General features: G+C 69.1%; 16 protein-coding genes and 2 pseudogenes. 5 read left to right on the top strand and 13 right to left on the bottom strand.

Annotated elements, in window-relative coordinates; genetic code table 11:
- Entirely contained in the window at window positions 1-1,962 is a 1,962-nt protein-coding gene (locus WS92_RS25500; protein WP_015602361.1) for a chorismate-binding protein, read from the top strand.
- A 166-nt stretch (window positions 1,963-2,128) separates the two neighbouring features.
- Here the strand turns inward: WS92_RS25500 and panB are convergent, their stop codons facing one another.
- The 6 genes from panB to hda form a co-directional block, all read right to left on the bottom strand.
- Window positions 2,129-2,944 carry a 3-methyl-2-oxobutanoate hydroxymethyltransferase gene (gene panB / locus WS92_RS25495; protein WP_006025369.1) on the bottom strand — a complete coding sequence of 272 codons (816 nt, stop codon included), beginning with the start codon at window positions 2,942-2,944 and terminating at the stop codon, window positions 2,129-2,131.
- Window positions 2,945-3,008: 64 nt separating this feature from the next.
- On the bottom strand, window positions 3,009-3,692 hold the full coding sequence (locus tag WS92_RS25490) for a deoxynucleoside kinase (protein WP_059931137.1): 684 nt from the start codon (window positions 3,690-3,692) through the stop codon (window positions 3,009-3,011).
- Window positions 3,689-4,216 (bottom strand): 2-amino-4-hydroxy-6-hydroxymethyldihydropteridine diphosphokinase, encoded by a 528-nt coding sequence (gene folK / locus WS92_RS25485; protein WP_006025371.1) that lies wholly within the window; start codon window positions 4,214-4,216, stop codon window positions 3,689-3,691. Before folK ends, WS92_RS25490 begins: the two co-directional genes overlap by 4 nt.
- 37 nt (window positions 4,217-4,253) lie before the next feature.
- Window positions 4,254-5,807 carry a polynucleotide adenylyltransferase PcnB gene (gene pcnB / locus WS92_RS25480; RefSeq protein ID WP_059930957.1) on the bottom strand — a complete coding sequence of 518 codons (1,554 nt, stop codon included), beginning with the start codon at window positions 5,805-5,807 and terminating at the stop codon, window positions 4,254-4,256.
- On the bottom strand, window positions 5,804-6,490 hold the full coding sequence (locus WS92_RS25475; protein ID WP_006025373.1) for a histidinol-phosphatase: 687 nt from the start codon (window positions 6,488-6,490) through the stop codon (window positions 5,804-5,806). Before WS92_RS25475 ends, pcnB begins: the two co-directional genes overlap by 4 nt.
- A gap of 21 nt (window positions 6,491-6,511) precedes the next feature.
- Entirely contained in the window at window positions 6,512-7,237 is a 726-nt protein-coding gene (gene hda / locus WS92_RS25470; RefSeq protein WP_006025374.1) for a DnaA regulatory inactivator Hda, read from the bottom strand.
- A gap of 311 nt (window positions 7,238-7,548) precedes the next feature.
- On the opposite strand from hda, the gene purM reads away from it, so the two are divergent.
- Together purM and WS92_RS25455 are read left to right on the top strand one after the other, a co-directional pair.
- The gene (gene purM, locus WS92_RS25460) at window positions 7,549-8,604 is read left to right on the top strand and encodes a phosphoribosylformylglycinamidine cyclo-ligase (protein WP_006025376.1); all 1,056 of its coding nucleotides are present in this window, start codon (window positions 7,549-7,551) and stop codon (window positions 8,602-8,604) included.
- Window positions 8,605-8,847: 243 nt separating this feature from the next.
- Window positions 8,848-9,039 (top strand): annotated as a pseudogene (locus WS92_RS25455) (DUF4440 domain-containing protein); the annotation flags it as partial.
- Between the two features lie 30 nt (window positions 9,040-9,069).
- On the opposite strand, the gene miaA reads toward WS92_RS25455, so the two are convergent.
- Together miaA and mutL are read right to left on the bottom strand one after the other, a co-directional pair.
- Window positions 9,070-10,044, bottom strand: coding sequence for a tRNA (adenosine(37)-N6)-dimethylallyltransferase MiaA (miaA, locus tag WS92_RS25450; RefSeq protein WP_059930954.1), 975 nt, complete (start codon window positions 10,042-10,044; stop codon window positions 9,070-9,072).
- Window positions 10,041-12,077: a DNA mismatch repair endonuclease MutL gene (gene mutL / locus WS92_RS25445; RefSeq protein WP_059930952.1), complete on the bottom strand. Its 2,037-nt coding sequence runs from the start codon at window positions 12,075-12,077 to the stop codon at window positions 10,041-10,043. The genes miaA and mutL overlap by 4 nt, the downstream gene beginning before the upstream one ends.
- A gap of 184 nt (window positions 12,078-12,261) precedes the next feature.
- Here mutL and WS92_RS25440 point away from each other — a divergent pair, with 184 nt between their 5' ends.
- Window positions 12,262-12,942 (top strand): DedA family protein, encoded by a 681-nt coding sequence (locus tag WS92_RS25440; protein ID WP_009913482.1) that lies wholly within the window; start codon window positions 12,262-12,264, stop codon window positions 12,940-12,942.
- Between the two features lie 58 nt (window positions 12,943-13,000).
- Here WS92_RS25440 and WS92_RS25435 read toward each other — a convergent pair whose 3' ends face one another.
- The 5 genes and pseudogenes from WS92_RS25435 to WS92_RS25420 form a co-directional block, all read right to left on the bottom strand.
- Window positions 13,001-13,828, bottom strand: coding sequence for a mechanosensitive ion channel family protein (locus WS92_RS25435; RefSeq protein ID WP_006025381.1), 828 nt, complete (start codon window positions 13,826-13,828; stop codon window positions 13,001-13,003).
- A gap of 107 nt (window positions 13,829-13,935) precedes the next feature.
- Window positions 13,936-14,359: pseudogene (locus tag WS92_RS33335) on the bottom strand (class II glutamine amidotransferase); the annotation flags it as partial.
- Between the two features lie 44 nt (window positions 14,360-14,403).
- Window positions 14,404-15,834 carry a mannose-1-phosphate guanylyltransferase/mannose-6-phosphate isomerase gene (locus WS92_RS25430; protein WP_015600992.1) on the bottom strand — a complete coding sequence of 477 codons (1,431 nt, stop codon included), beginning with the start codon at window positions 15,832-15,834 and terminating at the stop codon, window positions 14,404-14,406.
- Window positions 15,835-15,935: 101 nt separating this feature from the next.
- The gene (locus WS92_RS25425; RefSeq protein WP_006025384.1) at window positions 15,936-17,966 is read right to left on the bottom strand and encodes a capsular polysaccharide export protein, LipB/KpsS family; all 2,031 of its coding nucleotides are present in this window, start codon (window positions 17,964-17,966) and stop codon (window positions 15,936-15,938) included.
- A complete protein-coding gene (locus WS92_RS25420) occupies window positions 17,967-19,118 on the bottom strand; it encodes a glycosyltransferase family 4 protein (RefSeq protein WP_059930950.1) in 1,152 nt (383 codons plus the stop codon). It abuts the gene before it with no gap.
- A 195-nt stretch (window positions 19,119-19,313) separates the two neighbouring features.
- Between WS92_RS25420 and WS92_RS25415 the strand changes: the two genes are divergently transcribed.
- Window positions 19,314-20,507 carry a polysaccharide biosynthesis/export family protein gene (locus WS92_RS25415; RefSeq protein ID WP_015601843.1) on the top strand — a complete coding sequence of 398 codons (1,194 nt, stop codon included), beginning with the start codon at window positions 19,314-19,316 and terminating at the stop codon, window positions 20,505-20,507.
- Window positions 20,508-20,629: the final 122 nt, after the last annotated feature.

Here is a 20,629-nt window from a genome sequence, read left to right as displayed (position 1 = left end):
ATGACTGACGAAACGGGCGCGGTTTTCGCGCTCTTCGACGATTGCGACTCGACCGCGGCGGCGCGGTCGAGTCGTTTGTATTTGGGCTTCTCGCACGAGCGCGTCTGCGCCGGCCCAGCCGGGCTCGACGCGGTGTGCGCGGCCGTCGCGGACGATGCGCGGCGCGGGCTGCATGCGGTCGTGCTCGGCGATTACGAATTCGGGCGCGACTTGCAGCTCGGCACGCACGGCGGCGGCGGCGCGCTGCGTTTTCTGCTGTTCTCCGAATGCGCGACGCTGTCGCGCGACGAAGTCGACGCGTGGCTCGCTGCGCGCGACGGCGGCCTGGCCGAGCCGTCGCCGGCGGGCGTCGCGCACGTGACGAAGAGCATCGCGCGCGATGCGTTCGACGCGGCGATCGCCGCCGTGCACGACGCGCTGCGCGCGGGCGATTCGTATCAGATCAACTACACGTACCGGCTGCACTTCGACGCGTTCGGCGCGCCGCTCGCGCTGTACCGTCGCCTGCGCGCGCGCCAGCCGGTGCGCTACGGCGCGCTGATTGCGCTGCCGGGCGACGCGTGGGTCGTGTCGTGTTCGCCCGAGCTGTTCGTCGAGAAGTCGGGCGCGCTGCTGCGCGCCCGGCCGATGAAGGGCACCGCGCCTCGCTCGGACGATCCGCGCGAGGACGCGGCCGCCGCCCGGTTTCTCGCGAACGATGCGAAGAACCGCGCCGAGAACGTGATGATCGTCGATCTGCTGCGCAACGACCTCGCGCGCATCGCGCGCACCGGCTCGGTGACGGTGCCGGCGCTGTTCTCGGTCGAGCCGTATGCGTCGGTGTGGCAGATGACGTCGACAGTCGAGGCGGGCATCGTCGAAGGCGCGACGTTCGCCGACGTGCTGCGCGCGCTCTTCCCGTGCGGCTCGATCACGGGCGCGCCGAAGCACAGGACGATGCAATTGATCGACGCGATCGAGACGACGCCGCGCGGGCTCTACACGGGCGCGATCGGCTGGCTCGATGCGCGTTCGGACGGCGGCGCGGACGACGCCCGCGCGGGCGAAGCCGCATCGGAACATGCGCCGGAGCACGCATCGAAGCGCGTCCGCACGGTGAGCGCGGGCCCGGCCAACGCGTGCGGCGACTTCCGCCTGTCGGTCGCGATCCGCACGCTGACGCTCGGCGCGCCTTCGGCCGACGGCGACAGGCGGGGCACGATGGGCGTCGGCGCGGGGATCGTGCTCGACAGCGTCGCCGCCGACGAATACGCGGAGTGCGAATTGAAGGCACGTTTCCTGACCGATGCCGATCCCGGCTTCCAGTTGTTCGAGACGATGCACGCGACGCGCACCGTCGGCGTGCGTCATCTCGATCGCCATTTTGCGCGGTTGCGTTCGAGCGCCGACGCGCTCGGCTTCGCGTTCGACGAGCCGGCTGCGAAGCTGCGCATCGACGCGCGCTGCGCGCAGCTCGCCGACGGCGAGCATCGCCTTCGCGTCGCGCTTGCGAAGGACGGCGCGCTCGAAATCGCAGCCGCGCCGCTCGCGCCGCTCGCGGGCGATGCGCTTGCCGTGCTGCTCGCGCCCGAGCACGGTTTCGCGCCGATGCGCTCGGGCGATTTCCTGCTCGCGCACAAGACGACGCGCCGCGCCGATTACGATCGCGCGTGGAAGGACGCGCAGGCGCGCGGCGCGTTCGACATGCTGTTCTTCAACGAGCGCGGCGAATTGACGGAAGGCGGGCGCACGAACGTGTTCGTGAAGCTGGACGGGCGCTGGTTCACGCCGCCGCTGTCGTCGGGCGTGCTGCCGGGCGTGATGCGCGGCGCGCTGCTCGACGATCCGGCATGGCAGGCGTCCGAGCGCGTGATGACGCTCGGCGACGTGCTGCGCGCCGACGCGCTGATGCTGACGAACGCGCTGCGCGGCGCAGTGCCCGCCCGGCTCGTGCGGGCGGGCGAAGCGGCGGCGGGGCGATAGGCGCGCCCGTCACGAACCGACACGCGCGCCTCTCGCGTCACGACGTCGAGACCTGAAAAAAAGCGGCATCCGCATACGCCGGATGCCGCTTTTTTTCGAACTTCGCGACGGGCAGCGGACTTCGCATGCGACCGAAGCCGCCGCCCGGAATCGGCTGGCCGCGCGCTCAGAACGAATGCTCGGGCCCGGGGAAGCTGCCGTCCTTCACCGCGCGCACGTAGGCCTCGACGGCCGCGAAGATGCTCGGCTGCCCCTGCATGAAATCCTTGACGAAGCGTGGCCGCTTGCCGGGGAACACGCCGAGCATGTCGTGCAGCACGAGCACCTGGCCCGAGCATTCGATGCCCGCGCCGATGCCGATCGTCGGGATCGACAGCTCGCGCGTGACCTCGGCCGCGACGAGCGTCGGCACCGCCTCGAGCACGATGAGTTGCGCGCCGGCGTCATCGGCCGCGCGCGCATCGCGCAGCAATTGCGCGGCGCTCGCTTCCGTCTTGCCCTGCACCTTGAAGCCGCCGAACGCGTGCACCGACTGCGGCGTGAGGCCGACGTGCGCGCACACGGGCACCGCTCGTTCGACGAGGAAGCGCACCGTTTCGGCGAGCCATTCGCCGCCTTCGAGCTTGACCATCTGCGCGCCCGCGCGCATCAGCTTCACCGCGCTTGCGAACGCATCGGCGGGCGTGCCGTAGGTGCCGAACGGCAGGTCCGCGACGACGAGCGCGCGCGGCTGCGCACGCGCGACGCATGCGGTGTGGTACGCGATTTCATCGAGCGTGACAGGCAGCGTCGTCGTCTGGCCCTGCAGCACGTTGCCGAGCGAATCGCCGATCAGCAGCACGTCGACGTCCGCGCGATCGAGGAGGGCGGCGAAGCTCGCGTCGTAGCAGGTGAGCATCGCGATCTTCTCGCCGGCTTCACGCATCGCCTGCAGCTTGGGTACCGTCACGGCCGGTCGGCTGGATTCCTGAAGGTAGGTCATGGGAGGTCCGATTCGATGGTGAGGAAAAGGGCGGCGTCGCGATCGGCGACGCCGCGCGCGTTCGTCAGCGCGCGCTGCCGCCCTTGACGAAGAATTCCTTGCGCCCGCGCATCGAGGCGATGCGCTCGACGAGCAGCGCAAGATCGTCGGGGGAGTCGAGCGGGTTCAGGTGCTCGGCTGCGACCGTCAGCACGGGCGTGCGGTCGTAGTGATAGAAGAATTCGTTGTAGGCGTCGCAGAGCGAGCGCAGGTACGCGTCGCTGATCTGCAGCTCCATCGTCTCGCCGCGCTTCTGGATTCGCGAAAACAGCACTTCGGGGCTTGCCTGCAGATAGACGACGAGGTCGGGCGCGGGCGTCGGCGCGTCGAGATGCGCGGCGAGCGAGCGGTACAACTGCCATTCGTCGTCGGGCAGCGTGAGCCGCGCGAAGATTTCGTTCTTCTGCGGCATGAAATCCGCAACGATCGGCGTGTTCGCTTCGCAAGCCGCGGCAATCTCGCGCACCTGGCGTTCGCGCTGCAGTGCGAATGCGAGCTGCGTCGGCAGCGCGTAGCGCGCGGTGTCGCGATAGAAGCGCTCGAGAAACGGGTTGTCCTGCGGGCGCTCGAGGAGCGCCCGCATCGACCAGCGTTCGGCGAGCAGCGTCGCGAGCGTCGTCTTGCCGACGCCGATCGGCCCTTCGATGGCGAGGTAGCGGCACGGCGGCCGCCAGTCGGGGGCGGTGACGGTAAGCGGTGTCGAGTTCATCGGCAGCGGTTCTTTTCGGCGGCGGCCCGCATCGCGAGGCACTGGCAGGCCTGGACCCTCTCGATGCGCTGGTGCGCGACGTCGGCGAGGAATCCGTCGGCGCGGCCGCGCGCGGGGATGGCGAGCGCCGGCTCGATCTCGACGAGCGGCACGAGCGCGAACGCGCGTTCGGTCAGGCGCGGATGCGGGACGACGAGGTCGGGTTCGTCGATCGTCTGTTCACCGTAGAGCAGGATGTCGATGTCGAGCGTGCGCGGCGCGTTCCGGTACGGCCGCTCGCGGCCGAAGTGGTGCTCGATTTTCTGGCAGAGCGCGAGCAGCGCGCGCGCGGCGAGCGTCGTGTCGATCTTCACGGCGCAGTTGTAGTAGTCGCCGCCGCCCGCGTCGACGGGCGCCGTGCGATACAGGCTCGACTTGCCGAGCACCGTAATGGCGTGCTGCTGGGCGAGGCAGACCACGGCGTCCTTCAAGGCCTGGCGCGCGTCGCCGAGATTGGCCCCCAGCCCGAGATAAGCAACCGTCATGGCTTTCCTTCCTGCGTCGTTCGACGGCGCGAGCGCGTCAGTCGTTCGCGTCGGACTCGCCGTGCGCGGCGCCTTCCGTGCTCTCGGCGCTGTCGGCCGTCCGGCGGCTGCGTCCGCTGCGGCGGCGCCGCTTGCGGGGCGACTTGTCCCGACTGCCGCCCTGCGTGAGGAGGGCCTCGCGCGCCGCGGCGTCGCCGTCGATGAAATCCGTCCACCACTGTCCGGCGGCCGGATCGAGCTCGCCGGATTCGCAGCGTAACAGGAGGAAATCATACCCCGCTCTGAATCTTTGGTGTTCCAGCAGGCGCAGCGCGCTGCGGCCGGAGCGTTTCTCGAGGCGCAACTGCAATCCCCAGATCTCGCGCATGTCGGCCGAATAGCGCTTGTGGATCGCGAGCTTCTCGGTCTGCATGTCGATCACGTCGTCCATCGCGCGATTGATCGCGGGGACCGGGTACTCGCCGTTCGCGACGTACTGCTCGAAGCGCTGGCGCATGTCGTGCCAGAGGAGCGTCGCGAACAGGAAGCCGGGCGACACCGGCTTGCCCGCGCGCACGCGCGCGTCGGTGTTGTTCAGCGCGAGCGTGACGAACTTCTCGCCCTGCGGCTGCTCGAGCACGACGTCGAGGAGCGGCAGCAGCCCGTGGTGCAGCCCCTGCTTGCGTAGCTGCTTCAGGCACGCGAGCGCGTGGCCCGACAGCAGGAGCTTGAGCATCTCGTCGAACAGGCGCGCGGCCGGCACGTTGTTGATCAGATCGGCGAGCTCCTTGATCGGCTCGCGCGTCTTCTCCTCGATGTCGAAGCCGAGCTTCGCCGCGAAGCGCACGACGCGCAGCATCCGCACCGGATCCTCGCGGTAGCGCGTCGCCGGATCGCCGATCATCCGCAGCAGGCGCGCGCGCATGTCGGCCATCCCGTCGTGGTAATCGAGCACGGTCTGCGACGCCGGGTCGTAGTACATCGCGTTGATCGTGAAGTCGCGGCGCGCCGCGTCCTCGTGCTGCTCGCCCCATACGTTGTCGCGCAGCACGCGCCCGCTCGCGTCGACCGCGTGCGTGCGGCGGTCGAGCTCGTCGCGCTTCAGGCGCTTCGCGGGCGCGGCGTCGGCGGGCGGCTCCTGCGGCGCGTCGACGAGCGCGCGGAACGTCGACACCTCGATCAGCTCCTGGCCGAACTGCACGTGGACGATCTGGAAGCGCCGGCCGATCAGCCGCGCGCGGCGGAACAGGCGCTGGACCTCGGTCGGCGTCGCGTCGGTCGCGACGTCGAAGTCTTTCGGCGCGATGCCGAGCAACAGGTCGCGCACCGCGCCGCCGACGATGAACGCGCGAAAGCCGGCTTGCTGCAGCGTATCGGTGACGCGGATCGCGTTTTTCGAGATGAGTGCGGGATCGATCCCGTGCACGTTGGCGTGCACGATGGCCGGCTCGCCGTTGCGGGCCTTCTTCGCGGCGCCGCGCGCGGATTTCGCGCGGCTCGGCGCGGGGGGCGCGGCGGGCTCGGCCTCGAGCGGGGCGGCCGGGTCTTGCGGCGCGTCTTGCGTCGTACGGGCGTCCTGCCCGAGCAGCTTGCGGATGAGTTTTTTAATCACGACGGTTGGAAGAGGTCGAGGATGCGCCAGCCGTGGTCGCGTGCGTATGCGCGCAGCGTGTCGTCGGGATTGGTCGCGATCGGGTCGGTGACTTTTTCGAGGAGCGGAATGTCGTTGTGCGAATCGCTGTAGAAGTAGCTGCGGTCGAAATCGTCCCAGCGCTTGCCGAGTGACGCGAGCCACGCCTGCGTGCGCGTGATCTTGCCTTCGCGGTAGCTCGGCGTGCCCGTCGGGCGGCCGGTGAACGCGGAGTCCGGATGGCCGTCGACGGTTTCCACTTCGCATGCGATCAGCGTGTCGACGCCGAACGCGGTCGCGATCGGACGCGTGATGAATTCGTTCGTCGCGGTGACGATGCAGCAGAGGTCGCCCGCGTCCTGATGCCGGCGCACGAGCTCGATCGCGGCGGGCAGCATCGCCGGCCGGATTACCTCGTGCATGTACTGGTCGTGCCACTGCGCGAGCTGCGCGCGCGAATACTTCGCGAGCGGCGTGAGCATCGCGCTCAGGTACGCGTGGATGTCGAGCTTGCCGGCCTTGTAGTCGGCGTAGAAGCGGTCGTTCTGACGCGAGAAGCTGTCCGCGTCGACGATGCCGAGCCGGACCATGAAGCGGCCCCACTCGTGGTCGCTGTCGGTCGGGATCAGCGTGTGGTCCAGGTCGAAAAGTGCCAAATTAGTCATGGATGCGCATTTTACTTGAAGCTACTTGAACCGGCCCGGCGCGGGCTCGTCGCGCTCCGGCGCGGCCAGCATCGCGCGCAGCAGCGGCAGCGTCACCGCGCGCTTCTGCTCGAGCGAGAAGCGGTCGAGCGCGTCGAGGAGCGCCATCAGGCTCGGCATGTCGCGGCGGAAATGGGTGAGGAGGTACGACGGCACGTCGTCGGCGAGCGCGATGCCGCGCTCCTTCGCCGCATGCTTGAGCACGGCCACCTTGCCTTCGTCGGTGAGCGGCGTGAGATGGAACACGAGCCCCCAGCCGAGGCGGGTGCGCAGGTCCTCGCGAACGTCGAGCGCGAGCGGCGCGGCGGGGCCCGCCGCGACGAGCGCCGTCATCGGATGTGCGCGCACTTCGTTGAACAGGTTGAAGAGCGCGATCTGCTGCGCGTCGTTGAGCGCGTCGCAATCGTCGACCGCGTACAGCGACACGCGCGGATCGAACGCGAGCGCGTCGAGCCCGCCTTGCGGGCTCACGTAGCGCGCGTGGCCGTACGTCGTGTCGTGCACGAGCGCCTGCAGCAGGTGACTGCGGCCGCTGCCCGCTTCGCCCCACACGTAGAACGTGCGGTCGGCCACGGGGCCCGCCGCGAGCGCGAGATCGAGCTCGCGCAGGCGCGTGACGAGTTCGGCGTTCGTGCCCGAGTAGAAGTTGTCGAACGTCGCGGGCGGCGGGGTGCCGAGGTCGAGCGTCAGTTGACGGGATACAGTCACGGTGCGAATCAGGTCCGGTGTTGCGTGCCCGAAGGGCGGCGGCGCGGCGGTGTCGTCGGCATGCGGCCGGCTTCGTGGCCGGGCGCGCCGCCTGCGGCGGACCGGCGCACGCCAGCGCGCAACGGGCGCGTGGCGCGCGGGCGGCCGGCGCGGAGCCGGCGGCTGCGCGGCTGCTCGAACAGCGAAAACGGTGACGATTGCGGCATGACGCGGGGCAAGATGCTTTCCCTGAGGAATCGGTGCGGGGGAATTCCGGCCGCCCGGCCGGCTTCGGGTAAAATTGCATTTTACCGACCTTCTCGCATTCCCCCATGAATCCTCCGAAATCCGCTCCCGACGCCCAGGGCCTGTCCTACCGTGACGCGGGCGTCGACATCGACGCGGGCGACGCGCTCGTCGACAAGATCAAGCCCTTTGCGAAGAAAACGCTGCGCGACGGCGTGCTCGGCGGCATCGGCGGGTTCGGCGCGCTGTTCGAAGTGCCGAAGAAGTATCGCGAGCCCGTGCTCGTGTCGGGCACGGACGGGGTCGGCACGAAGCTCAGGCTCGCATTTCATCTGAACAAACACGACACGGTCGGCCAGGATCTCGTCGCGATGAGCGTGAACGACATCCTCGTGCAGGGCGCCGAGCCGCTGTTCTTCCTCGACTACTTCGCGTGCGGCAAGCTCGACGTCGAGACGGCCGCGACCGTCGTCAAGGGCATCGCGCAGGGCTGCGAGCTGGCGGGCTGCGCGCTGATCGGCGGCGAGACGGCCGAGATGCCGGGCATGTACCCGGACGGCGAATACGATCTGGCCGGCTTCGCGGTCGGCGCGGTCGAGAAGAGCAAGATCATCGACGGCGGCACGATCGCCGAGGGCGACGTCGTGCTGGGCCTCGCGTCGAGCGGCATCCATTCGAACGGCTTCTCGCTCGTGCGCAAGATCATCGAGCGCGCGAATCCGGATCTGTCGGCCGATTTCCACGGCCGCCCGCTCGCCGACGCGCTGATGGCGCCGACGCGCATCTACGTGAAGCCGCTCCTCGCGCTGATGGAGAAGATCGCGGTGAAGGGGATGGCGCACATCACGGGCGGCGGCCTCGTCGAGAACATTCCGCGCGTGCTGCGCGACGGCCTCACTGCCGAGCTCGACAAGCACGCATGGCCGCTGCCGCCGCTCTTCCAGTGGCTGCAGCAGCACGGCGGCGTGGCGGATGCGGAGATGCACCGCGTGTTCAACTGCGGGATCGGGATGGCCGTGATCGTGTCGGCCGCCGATGCTGACGAAGCGCTTCGCCAGTTGACCGATGCGGGCGAGCAGGTGTGGAAGATCGGCGCCGTGCGCGCGAGCCGCGAAGGCGAGGCGCAGACGGTCGTGGTCTGACGCGCCGCGCCGTCGAGATGATCTCGAAAGCCGCCCGGAATCGATCCGGGCGGTTTTTTTCGGTTCATCGTGGAATTCCGGGGATGGCGGCGGGGCTTGGGGGCGGGGGGCGAAGCGCTAACTCTGGTCGACAGCTTTGCATGGGACCCGAGTAAGCGCTAAAGCGCTCACTCTGGTCGACCGCAAAGCATGGGACCAGAGTAAGCGCTAAAGCGCTAACTCTGGTCGACAGGATGAACGACGATGTCCGAAGACGAACACGCGATCCGCCAACTGATCGAGACCTGGTTTGTCGCGAGCCGTCGCGGCGACCTGACGACGGCACTGTACCTGATCGCCGACGACGCGATCTTCATGGTTCCCGGCCGGCCGCCCTTCGACAAGGCAGCGTTCGCCGCAGCGTCGCGCGACGCGAACCTGCTCGCGTCGCCGGCCTGACCAGCGAGCAGCGCCGCGAGGCGCGCGTCAGGCCGGCGCGCGGCCGTCGAGCACCCGCTCGAGCGCGTCGACCGCGCGCTCGGCCGCATCCTGCGCGCAGCAATCGACGACGATCCGCTCCGGCATCGCGCGCAGCCACGTGAGTTGCCGCTTGCAGAGCTGACGGGTCGCGAAGACGCCCTTGTCGCGCATCGTCCGGTAGTCGGTGACGCCGTCGAGATACTCCCACGCCTGCCGGTAGCCGACGCAGCGCATCGACGGCAGCCCGAGATGCAGATCGTCGCGCCGGCGCAGGCGCTCGACTTCGTCGATGAAACCCGCTGCCAGCATCGCGTCGAAGCGGGCGGCGATGCGCGCGTGCAGCACGGCGCGATCCGACGGCTCGAGCGCGACCGGCACGAACCGCAGGCCCGCCGCCGTATCGTCGTCGCGCGGCGGCGCGGCGAGGAGCGCCGACATCGGCTGCCCCGTCAACAGATACACCTCGAGCGCGCGCTGGACCCGCTGCGAATCGTTCGGCGCGAGCCGCGCGGCCGTGGCCGGATCGACGCTCGCGAGGCGCGCGTGCAGCGCGGGCCAGCCGTCGCGCGCGGCGTCGGCGTCGAGCGCCGCGCGCAGGTCCGGATCGGCCGCGGGCAAATCGTTCAGCCCCTGCGTCAGCGCCTTGTAGTAGAGCATCGTGCCGCCCGCGAGGAGCGGCGTGCGGCCGCGCGCGGCGATCCCGGCGACGACGCGCAGCGCATCGGCGCGGAATTCGGCGGCCGAGTACGCGTCGGCCGGATCGACGATGTCGATCAGATGATGCGGCACCGCCGCGCGCTCGTCGCGCGTCGGCTTCGCGGTGCCGATGTCCATCCCGCGGTAGACGAGCGCCGAATCCACGCTGACGATCTCGATCGGCCGGCGCGCCGCGAGCGCGAGCGCGGCGGCCGTCTTGCCGGACGCGGTCGGGCCGAGCAGGCACGCGACCGTGCGCACGGAGGCGGCGTTGCGTTCGCTCATTGGCCGCGCATGAAGAGCTTGTCGAGGTCGCCGAGCGTCAGTTGATACCAGGTCGGCCGGCCGTGATTGCATTGATCCGCGCGCTCGGTCGCCTCCATCTGCCGCAGCAGCGCGTTCATCTCGTCGAGCGTGAGGCGCCGGTTCGCGCGCACCGCGTGATGGCACGCGAGCGTGCCGAGCAGCTCGTGCTGGCGCTCGGTCAGCACCCGCGAGCCGCCGAACGCGTGCAGATCCGCGAGCACCGCGCGCGCGAGCGCCTGCAGATCGGCGTCCTTCAGGAGCGCGGGCACGGCGCGGATCGCGAGCGTCGTCGGCGACAGCACCGCGAGATCGAAGCCGAGCGCGTCGAGCGTTTCGCGCTCTTCTTCCGCCGTGCCGACTTCGACGGGCGTCGCCGTCATCGACACTGGAATCAGCAGCGTCTGCACGGCAACCGTGCGATCGGCGAGCGCGCGCTTGAACTGCTCATACAGGATACGCTCGTGCGCGGCGTGCATGTCGACGATCACAAGGCCGCGCGCGTTCTGCGCGAGCACGTAGATGCCGTGGATCTGGCCGACCGCGAAGCCGAGCGGCTGCTCGTCGTGCATCGCGGGGGCCGCTGCGCCCGCCGCGGAGAACGCGGGCGCTGCGGCGCCGCCCGGCACGGTTGCGAAGAGCGGGGCGCCCGGCGCATCCGGCGCGTCCGCCGCGTCGTGCGCTTCGAGCGCGCCCGTCGTGCCGTGCGGCGTGCCTGCGCCCGTGTCCTTGCGGCCGAACAGCGCGTCGTACAGCGCGAGCGGTTGCGCGACGGGCAGCGTGCCCTGCGTCATCCGCGACTGCCGCAGCCACGTATTGCCGGGCGCGGGCTGGCCGGCGCCCGCGCCTGCCGCGGGGGCAGGGCGAACGAACGACGCGCCCGTCGAGTCGGCCGACGCCGGCGCGACGGGCGCAAGATGCGCGGCGTGGCCGCCCACCGTCGTCTCGGGCGACGCGCCCGCATGCCGCGCGAGCGCGCGCTGCACCGCGTGAAACACGAACTGGTGGATCGAGCGCGAGTCGCGGAAACGCACCTCGATCTTCGACGGATGGACGTTCACGTCGACGGCTTCCGGCGGCAGGTCGAGGAACAGCACGTACGACGGATAGCGGTCGCCGTGCAGCACGTCCTCATACGCGGCGCGCACTGCGTGCGTGAGCAGCTTGTCGCGCACGAAGCGGCCGTTGACGAAGAAGTATTGCTGGTCCGCGCGGCCGCGGCTCGCGGTCGGCAGCCCCGCGCAGCCGTAGACGGCGAGCGGCCCGGCGCGCTCGTCGAGCGGCAGGTGGGCGGTCGCGAAGCCGTCGCCCAGGATCTTCGCGACGCGCGCCGCGGGCTCGCTCGCGTTCCAGTGCTCGACCGCGCGCCCGTTGTGCAGCACCGAGATCGCGATGTCCGGCCGCGCGAGCGCCGCGCGGCGAATCATTTCGAGGCAATGGCCGAACTCGGTCTGCTCGCTCTTCAGGAACTTGCGGCGCGCGGGCGTGCTGAAGTACAGCTCGCGCACTTCGATCGTCGTGCCGCGCGTGCCGGCCGCGGGCGCGACGACGCCCGTCTGCGCGTCGATGCGCGTCGCGTGCGCGGCATCCTCGGTGCGGCTCGTGATGAACATCTCGGCGACCGACGCGATCGACGCGAGCGCCTCGCCGCGGAACCCGAGCGTCGCGACCGCCTCGAGCTCGGCGAGCGAGCGGATCTTGCTCGTCGCGTGGCGCGTCAGCGCGAGCGGCAGCTCGTCGGCGGGAATCCCGCAGCCGTCGTCGGTGATCGAGATGCGCTTGACGCCGCCTTCGTCGAGCAGGATGCGCAGCGTGCCAGCGCCGGCGTCGAGCGCGTTCTCGACGAGCTCCTTGACGACGGACGCGGGGCGCTCGACCACTTCGCCCGCCGCGATCTGGCTGATCAACTGGTCGGGCAGCGGCTGGATCGCGCGCAGCCGGCGCAGGGCGGACGAGGACGCGTCGGCGGGCGAAGCGGTCGAGCGGCCCGCGGCGGAATCGGTGAATTCGGACATGGCGGAATTATAGCGAGGCCGCGCGGCGCGCCGCTTGCCGCGTTCGGTGCGCGACGCCGCTCGTCGGCCAAATTTCACGGTCGCTTAAGGCACTTTCGGTATCATGACAGCGTTGCTTTTTTTGCTTCCGGCCCCTTTGAGGCCGGCGCGCGCTCACTTCGTCACCGACACCAAGGAAACGCATTTGGAAACGCTGCTTCATTTCGTCAGCCTCGTCGTGCACATCGATGCATTTCTCGGCGATTTCATCCGGCAGTATGGCGCCTGGGTCTATCTGGTGCTGTTCCTGATCGTTTTCTGCGAAACGGGGCTCGTGATCTTCCCGTTCCTGCCGGGCGATTCGCTGCTCTTCATCGCGGGCGCGTTCGCGGCGACGGGCGAAATGACGCTCGCGGGCCTCATCGTGCTGCTGCTCGTCGCGGCGGTGGGCGGCAATACGGTCAACTATCTGATCGGCCGCGCGATCGGGCCGAAGGTCTTCAATACGCACATTCCGGGGCTGGAACGCTTCCTCGATCGCGCCGCGCTGCAGAAGACCCACAATTTCTACGAGCGGCACGGCGGCAAGACGCTCGTGCTCGCGCGCTTCATCCCGGTCGTGCGCACGTTCGCGCCGTTCGTCGCGGGCGCGTCGGCGATGAGCTTCGCGCGCTTTCAGCTATTCAACGTGATCGGCGCGCTGCTCTGGGTGCTGCTCCTCGTCTTCCTCGGCTACTTCTTCGGCAACATCCCGTTCATTCGCCATTACCTGAACGTGATCGTGCTCGTCGGGATCGGCGCGGCGGTGATTCCCGTCGCGCTCGGCGCGCTGTGGAAGCTGCTGCGCCGCAAGCCGGGCGCGCAGAAGTCGCAGGCGAACCGCTGACGGGCGCGCGGCGAGCGCCGCCGCGCGCGGGCGGCAGCGACGCGTCGCGGCGTCAGCGTCAGGACTTCGCGATGTCGGCGGTGGTCCGATGCGAGATCGGCGTTTCCGGCGTCGGATAGCCGGCTTCGCGGAACGTGTCGAGAATCGCGCGATTGGTGTCGCAATACACTTGCCAGTAGTTCTCGGGCTGCGTCGACGGCCGCACGAACAGCAGCGGGCCCTCCGGCGTGAACGACAGCACGCCGACGTCGGGCGCCGGATGCTTGACGACGTTCGGAATCAGCTCGAGCGCCGCCTTCAGCCGCTTGATCGCATCGGCCGCGTCGACGCCGTTCGCGATCTTCGCCGTCAGATCGACGCGGCGCGTCGGCGTCGCGCTGTAGTTCGCGATGTTGTCGGAGAAGATCTTGTTGTTGCCGACGAGCGTGACGACGTTGTCGGCCGTGACGATCGTCGTGCCGAAGAGGCCCAGCTCCTTGACGGTGCCCGTCACGCCGCCCGCCGAGATCACGTCGCCGACCTTGAACGGCCGCAGCACCTGCATGAACACGCCGGCCGCGAAGTGCGCGAGCAGGCCGCCCCACGCGGTGCCGACGGCGAGGCCGAGGCCCGCGAGCAGCGCGGCGAACGAAGTCGTCTGCACGCCGAATACCTGCAGGATCGCGAGGATCAGCAGTACCGTGAGCAAGACGCTCACGACGGATTCCAGATAGTGCGACAGCGTCGAGTCGACTTTTCCGCTCCTGCGGATGAGCTTGCCCATCAGGTTCGTGACGATCCGGATCGCCCAGCGTCCGATGATCCAGAGCGCGATCGACGCGATGACCTGCAGGCCGAAGTCGATGCCGCGAGTGACGATGAAGGTTTGCACGGAAGCGAGATCCACGATGAGGTCTCCAAATGAATTGAACGGAGGCGGCCGTGAAGCCACGCGAAAGGGTTTTTTTATAACCGACTCGCGGCGATGGAGCAACCTTCGCCGCGCGCGGCGGGCTAGGTGATCGCGGTGCTTTCGGGGATGATTTCCCACGCGTCATGCAGGTCGACGAGCGGCTCGGACAGCACGAGGAACGCGTCGTCGCCGATCGCGCGGATGCGCGGGTCGTGAGGATGGCGCTCGTGCAGATGGCGAAACGACGTGCTGTGAAAGAGCGAGCGCGAGATGGAACATCACTTCGGAGTCCGTCGATCCTTCGATCGACGCGAAGAGCGCGGGATCGATGCGCATCATCAGGTCGCGCCGCAGCGTGTGATAGCGGCGGATCAGTCCGTTGTGAGCGAATAGCCAGCGGCCGCGGCGAAACGGATGGCAGTTGGTTTCCTGCACGGGCGTGCCGGTTGCCGAGCGAACGTGCGCGACGAACAGCGGCGAGCGGATCGCGCGCGCCGCGCGCAACGTGGAACGATCCGCAGGCGCGTGCGGATCGTCGTCGTGCGGCCTTTCCGTTGCGGCTCGTCGCGTCAGGTCGCGGACGTGCGTCCGTACGTGTCCTCGAAGCGGACGATGTCGTCTTCGCCGAGATACGAGCCGGACTGGACCTCGATCAGCTCGAGCGCAATCTTGCCGGGATTCTTCAGCCGGTGCGTTGCGCCGAGCGGAATGTAGGTCGACTGATTTTCGGTCAGGATGATTTCCTTGCCGTCGTTCGTGACGAGCGCGGTGCCCTTCACGACGATCCAGTGCTCGGCGCGATGATGGTGCATCTGCAGGCTCAGTTGCGCGCCCGGATTGACGACGATGCGCTTCACCTGGAAGCGCTCGCCTTGATCGATGCCTTCGTACGCGCCCCACGGCCGGATCACGCGGCGGTGCGTGACGGATTCGCGGCGGCCCGACGCGTTCAGCCATTCGACGACCTTCTTCACGTCCTGCGCGCGGTCGCGATGCGCGACGAGCACGGCGTCCGCGGTCTCGACGATCACGATGTTGTCGATGCCGATTGCGGCGACCATCCGGTGCTCGGCGCGGATATACGAGTTCTCGACCGTGTCGGTGTACACGTCGCCGATCAGCGCGTTGCGCTGCGCGTCGGTGGCCGCGATGTCGGCGAGCGCGCTCCACGAGCCGATGTCGTTCCAGCCGAGGTTCACGGCGGCAACGACGGCCGCGCGCTCCGTCTTCTCCATCACCGCGTAGTCGATCGACACGTTCGGGCTCGCGCCGAACGCTTCGGGGTCGAGCCGCAGGAAATCGCAGTCGCGCTTCGCCGCGTCGAGCGCGAGCCCGGCCTGGCGCGCGATGTCGGGCGCGTGGCGGCGCAGCTCGTCGAGATAGGTCGACGCCTTCAGCATGAACATCCCGCTGTTCCAGTAATAGCCGCCGTCCGCGACGAAGCGCCCGGCCGTCGGCGCGTCCGGCTTCTCGACGAACGCGTCGACGCGATAGACGTGCGCGCCGCCCGCGAGCGCCTCGCCGCGGCGAATGTAGCCGTAGCCCGTGTGCGCTTGCGTCGGCGTGACGCCGAACGTGACGAGATGCGCGTCGGACGCGACGCTTGCCGCCGTCTTCACGACATCGACGAACGCGGCTTCGTTGTCGATCACGTGATCGGACGGCAGCACGAGCAGCAGCGCATCGGGCGATTCGCGCAGCGCGAGGAGGGCGGCGATCGCGATCGCGGGCGCGGTGTTGCGGCCCATCGGCTCGAGCACGATCGACGACGGCGTGATGCCGACCTGGCGCAACTGCTCGGCGACGAGGAAGCGCTGCTCGTTGTTCGTGACGACGATCGGCGCGCTGACGCCCTCGACATCGCGCACGCGCAACGCGGTCTGCTGGACGAGCGTGTTGTCGCTCGTGAGCTTCAGATACTGTTTCGGATAGCCTCCGCGCGACATCGGCCAGAGGCGCGTGCCACTGCCGCCGCACAGGATCACTGGATAAATGTTCATGAATGACCTCGATTTGCAAAGCTGGGCTGGCTCGTTGCGCAAAAACCAGCGGGTTTCGATTCCGTCGATGCGCCGATTCGCTGCTGCGTGCCGGCCGATTTTCAACCGTCCGGGCGATCCTGTCGAACCGCGATCCGCTGCGTGATTCGCCATCCGGCATGCGATAGTACATTACGCGTCCAACGAACCGCCTTCAGAAAAGGCCGCGCGCGATTGCCGCGCACGCGCCCGAGCGGCCGCGCGGCCGGCGCCGCGAGCCGCTCGACGACGGCCTCCGGCGTCGTGAACATGCGCAGACGCCAATCCCAGTACAGCGGGTAGCGCAGCAGCGCGCCCGCCGTCAGCATGTCGAGCGTCAGCGCGCGCTCGCGCCACGGCAGCGGCGCGAGCGCGTCGCGCGTCAGGCCCCATCCCGCATAGAACGGCAATCCGTACGTGTAGACGGTCTTGCCGCGCAACAACGCGTCGAAGCCCGCCAGCGACGAAAGTGTATGAACTTCGTCGGCCGCCTCGATCAGCGACAGCAGATCGGACTCGGCGTCGACGACGTCGGCGAGCCGCAGCGCGTCGACGAGACCGTCGCGATTGCCCGACAGCACGTCCGGATGCGGCTTGTAGACGATGAACGCATCGGGGCGGCGCGCGCGGACTTCGCGCAGCAGCGCGTCGGCCGTGCCGAGCGCGCGGGTGCCGAGGCGGATCGACGCGTCGTCGGCGACCTGCCCGGGCACGAGCGCGACCGGCCGTCCCGCGGGCCGCGTCCACGCCGGCGCGCGGCGGCCGAGGTTGTACTTCGTGATACCGGCGCGTACGATGCGCTCGCGCAGCGCGGCCGCGCGCGCGAGCTCGGCGCCGGTGAAATCGGCTTCGTTGAAAAGCACCGTCAGATCGCTCGGCCGGCTCGCGTCGAAATAGAGCCCGCGCCGGTCGATCGCCTGGCTATACGGCGCGTTCATGTCGGAGCCGAGTCCGAGCGAATGGATGAAGCCGTCCTCGATGCGCACGTGCGCGACGCCGGGAGCGAGACCCTCCGCGCTGCGCGCGCCCCAGAACGCCGCGCATTCGTTCGCGCGCACGGCCGCGGGCGCATGCGCCCAGCGCAGCCGGCCCCCGCCTGCCGCGAGGAACGGCGTCGCGAACGGCCGTTTCCAGCGCTGGAAACGCACGCCGGCGACCCGCTCGAGATCCTTGAACCGCTCCGCGACCGCATGCTGCAGCTCGATGCCGTCGAGCGCGGCGGACAGGCTGCCCGGCGCGTGCGTCGCGGGATCGAGGTAGTGCGCGATGCGCACGAACACGGCATCGAACAGCGCGGCGAGCGTCGGGCGCGCGTCGCGGCCGGGCAGCGTGTGGCGATCGTCGGTGAGGCCCCAGCCCGCATAGTACGGTGTCCCGAATACGTGCGTGCGCACGCCGGCGAGGAGCGCGCTCATGCCTTCGGACGCGTCGACGACATACACGTGATCGACGTGCCGCAGCAGGTCGGCGAGCGAATACGGCGGCGCGAGGCGGTGCACGCCGTCCGGCAGCGCGTTCGAATCCGCGGACAGCCAGCGCCCCGTCGCGGCGTCGCCGCTTCGGATCATCCAGAACGCCGCATCCGGATGCGCGGCGCGCGCCGCTTGCATCATCGCTTCGAAATCGTTCGAACGGTCGCGCGCGCGCGCGTGCACGTTCGCCGAGGTTGCACGCCGCTCGTCGATCAGCAGCACGCGCGTGCGGCGCGCGGAAATATCGACCGCGATGGGCGCGCGTGCGGCGCGTCCGCACAGATGCAGCGCGTCGGCGAGCAGTACGCGCCGCATCAGCGCGGCGGTTTCGGGGCCGCTGCCGGCGCACGGATGGGCGGCGAGCGCATCGGCGATCGCGTCGGCGAACGCCTGGGGGCCGCTCGCATCGGCCGGCACGCAGAACCACGAGCGCAGCGGCGCGCCGCGCGCATCGGGCGCAGCGATCGGTCCGGGCCATGCGGCGCGCGCGCGGATGCCGGCGATGCGCGCGATGCGCAGCGCGGCGCGCCCGCTCCAATGATCGATCCACAGACGATCCGAGCGGCGCGCGATCCAGCTCGCGAGCCGCGCGCCGCGCGTGATGCCGCGCAAGTCGAACCGGGGGGCGGTGGGCGCGGCCATCTAACCGAGCGATGCAATGAAGCGGTCGACGATATCGAAATGCGCCGCCCAGGTCGGCGCGCGAAAGCCGGCGATGCGATCGAGTTGCGCGCGTCGCTCGGGGCTGCCCGCGCGCGCATACGCTTCGATGCGGGCGAGCCATCCGGGGCCGTCGAGCGGATCGAGATAATCGGGAATGCCGGCCGCGATTTCGCGGAACACGTCGAGCTCGCTCGCGAGCACGGGCACGTTCGACGCGAGCGCTTCGACGAGCGGCATGCCGTAGCCTTCGACGAACGACGGAAAGATCAGCGCGCGCGCGTGCTGCAGCCACGCATGTAGTTGGTCATCCGAACAATCGGATTGCTCGATCACCGCGCCGCGCAGGCTTGCGCAGCGCTCGAGCATGTCGATGACGTTTTCGCATTCCCAGCCGCGCCGGCCGATCACGACGAGTTTCGGCGCGGCGTCGCCGAGGTGTTCGACGAGCCTGCGCCACACGTGCAGCATGAACCAGTGATTCTTGCGCGGCTCGATCGTGCCGAGCATCACGAAGTACGGCGACGCGAGCGGCGCGGCCTGCGCGGGCTGCGGCCCGGTGCCGCCCGCGAGCGGCGCGACGATGGCGGGCGGCAGCGCGAGCGCCGCGCGCTTCGCTTCCTGCGCGAGCGAGTCGAGCGTCGCCTGCGAATTCGCGATGAGGCCGTCGGCGTGACGAAGGGCTGTGTGGATGCGCTTGCGGTGGACGTCGTCGACGCCCGGGCGGCTGTATTCCGCGTGCGTCAACGGAATCAGGTCGTGCACCATGCATACCGCGCGGCCGCTTCTTCGCCGCATCGACTGGTAATAGCGCGGATATTCCATTCCGGTGTGGCTCGTGTGCAGCAGCGTCGAGCCGGCGGGCGCCGGCCGCAGCCGGTTGACGGTCCACGTGCGGGCGAGCAGGTTCGCGATGTAGCGCCGGTCCGGGCGCTGCGCGAGCAGCATCGCAAACGTTCGCTGCGAGTCGGTTTCGCTCAGAACGGCGGAGAAGCCGTACTCGCTCAGCATGCCGCGCGCGCGGGCGCCGTACCGCTCGACGTACGCGAGGCCGACGCGATCGACCCCCGTCGGAAGCAGCCCCTTGTAGCACCGGCTTATCAGGCGTGTGACGTCCAGGTAAATATGTGTCACGGGGATGCAATCTTTCGATGAGAATACGAATCGCTTGAATGACCTTTACGCGCGCGATCGGACGGCTGTGCGCGCACGGCGGGTCTCTTTCCGGAATGCGTTTGCAATAGGCGACAATTGATGCTGAAATATTCTATTGCATCTCCGAAAGTGCGACAATTTTCGCCTCCGTCTACGTCTGGGGCCCAACGATACATGTCACGTTTGTCTTGCGGTGCTTCTTATATCGCGCTTGCAGTCAGCGCAGCCTTGCTCGCAGGCTGTTCGAGCATCGCCAGCTCGGGCCCCAGCCGCTCTCAGATCGATCGGGCGCCGAGCCACTCGCAGGACGAAGCCCAGGTCCGGGCGAATCTTCCCGCCATCCAGGTGGTCGACGTGACCGACGGCGTTGCGCGCCAGCTCTACGTCGAGCGCCGCCACGGCGATTTTTCCGAGCTGCTCGGCAACGATGCGCGCTTCCAGCAGCAGCTCGGCGTCGGCGACACGATCGAGGTGTCGATCTGGGAAGCGCCGCCCGCGACGCTGTTCGGCGTCGCGCAGACGAGCGACACGAAGGCGGGCGCGACCAACGCGAAGGTCACTGTGCTGCCCGACCAGGTGATCGACGGCGACGGGACGATCAACGTTCCGTTCGCCGGCCAGATCAAGGCCGTGGGCCATACGCCGGCCGAACTGCAGCGCATCATCGCGGCGCGCCTGAAGAACATCGCGCACGACCCGCAGGTGCTCGTGAAGTTGTCGCGCAATGCAACTTCTTACGTGACGATCGTCGGCGACGTCGCGAGGAGCGACCGGATGCCGCTGTCCGCGCGCGGCGAGCGGCTGCTCGACGCGCTCGCGACGGCAGGCGGCGTGCGCCAGCCGGTCGACAAGATGACGATTCAGGTGACGCGCGGCAACGTCGTCGCGTCGCTGCCGCTCGAATCGGTGATTCGCGATCCGCGGCAGAACGTGCCGCTGCGCGCCGGGGACGTCGTGACGGCGCTGTTCCAGCCGTACAGCTTCACGGCGCTCGGCGCGACCGGGAAGAACGAGGAAATCAATTTCGAGGCGCAGGGCATCACGCTCGCGCAGGCGCTCGCACGGGCGGGCGGGCTGCAGGATTCGCGCTCCGACGCGATGGGGGTCTTCATCTTCCGGCTCGAGGACGCGAACGCGCTCCAGTGGCCGAATAAGCCGGTGCGCACGACGGCCGACGGCAAGGTGCCCGTCGTCTACCGGGTGAACCTGCGCGACCCGAGTTCTTTTTTTGTCGCCCAGAGTTTCATGATGGACAACAAGGACTTGCTTTACGTGTCGAACGCACCGATCGCCGAGTTGCAGAAGTTCCTGAATCTCGTGTTCTCGGTCGCGTATCCTGTCGTGACGGGCGTCCAGACCTTCAAGTAAGTGCGTGACGCGCGCGCCGCGGCGGTTCGAATGCGCGCAGCCTCGGCGCGTCCGTCGCGATGACCGGCGCTCGGTCCGGGCGGCGAGCCAGCCCGGCCGTCATGATCAGCATCTATCCAGGG

The sequence above is a fragment of the Burkholderia sp. MSMB1588 genome, assembly GCF_001546925.1.
Taxonomy (GTDB): domain Bacteria; phylum Pseudomonadota; class Gammaproteobacteria; order Burkholderiales; family Burkholderiaceae; genus Burkholderia; species Burkholderia humptydooensis.
This window is presented reverse-complemented; position numbering and strand designations above follow the sequence as displayed.

What these genes read in the sequence shown, in the direction of transcription:
- WS92_RS25490 (WP_059931137.1), bottom strand. Translation starts at nt 3,692, where the DNA reads ATGAACTCGACACCGCTTACCGTCACCGCCCCCGACTGGCGGCCGCCG.
- WS92_RS25415 (WP_015601843.1), top strand. Translation starts at nt 19,314, where the DNA reads ATGTCACGTTTGTCTTGCGGTGCTTCTTATATCGCGCTTGCAGTCAGC.
- panB (WP_006025369.1), bottom strand. Translation starts at nt 2,944, where the DNA reads ATGACCTACCTTCAGGAATCCAGCCGACCGGCCGTGACGGTACCCAAG.
- WS92_RS25500 (WP_015602361.1), top strand. Translation starts at nt 1, where the DNA reads ATGACTGACGAAACGGGCGCGGTTTTCGCGCTCTTCGACGATTGCGAC.
- purM (WP_006025376.1), top strand. Translation starts at nt 7,549, where the DNA reads ATGAATCCTCCGAAATCCGCTCCCGACGCCCAGGGCCTGTCCTACCGT.
- miaA (WP_059930954.1), bottom strand. Translation starts at nt 10,044, where the DNA reads ATGAGCGAACGCAACGCCGCCTCCGTGCGCACGGTCGCGTGCCTGCTC.
- WS92_RS25430 (WP_015600992.1), bottom strand. Translation starts at nt 15,834, where the DNA reads ATGAACATTTATCCAGTGATCCTGTGCGGCGGCAGTGGCACGCGCCTC.
- folK (WP_006025371.1), bottom strand. Translation starts at nt 4,216, where the DNA reads ATGACGGTTGCTTATCTCGGGCTGGGGGCCAATCTCGGCGACGCGCGC.
- WS92_RS25475 (WP_006025373.1), bottom strand. Translation starts at nt 6,490, where the DNA reads ATGACTAATTTGGCACTTTTCGACCTGGACCACACGCTGATCCCGACC.
- mutL (WP_059930952.1), bottom strand. Translation starts at nt 12,077, where the DNA reads ATGTCCGAATTCACCGATTCCGCCGCGGGCCGCTCGACCGCTTCGCCC.
- WS92_RS25425 (WP_006025384.1), bottom strand. Translation starts at nt 17,966, where the DNA reads ATGGCCGCGCCCACCGCCCCCCGGTTCGACTTGCGCGGCATCACGCGC.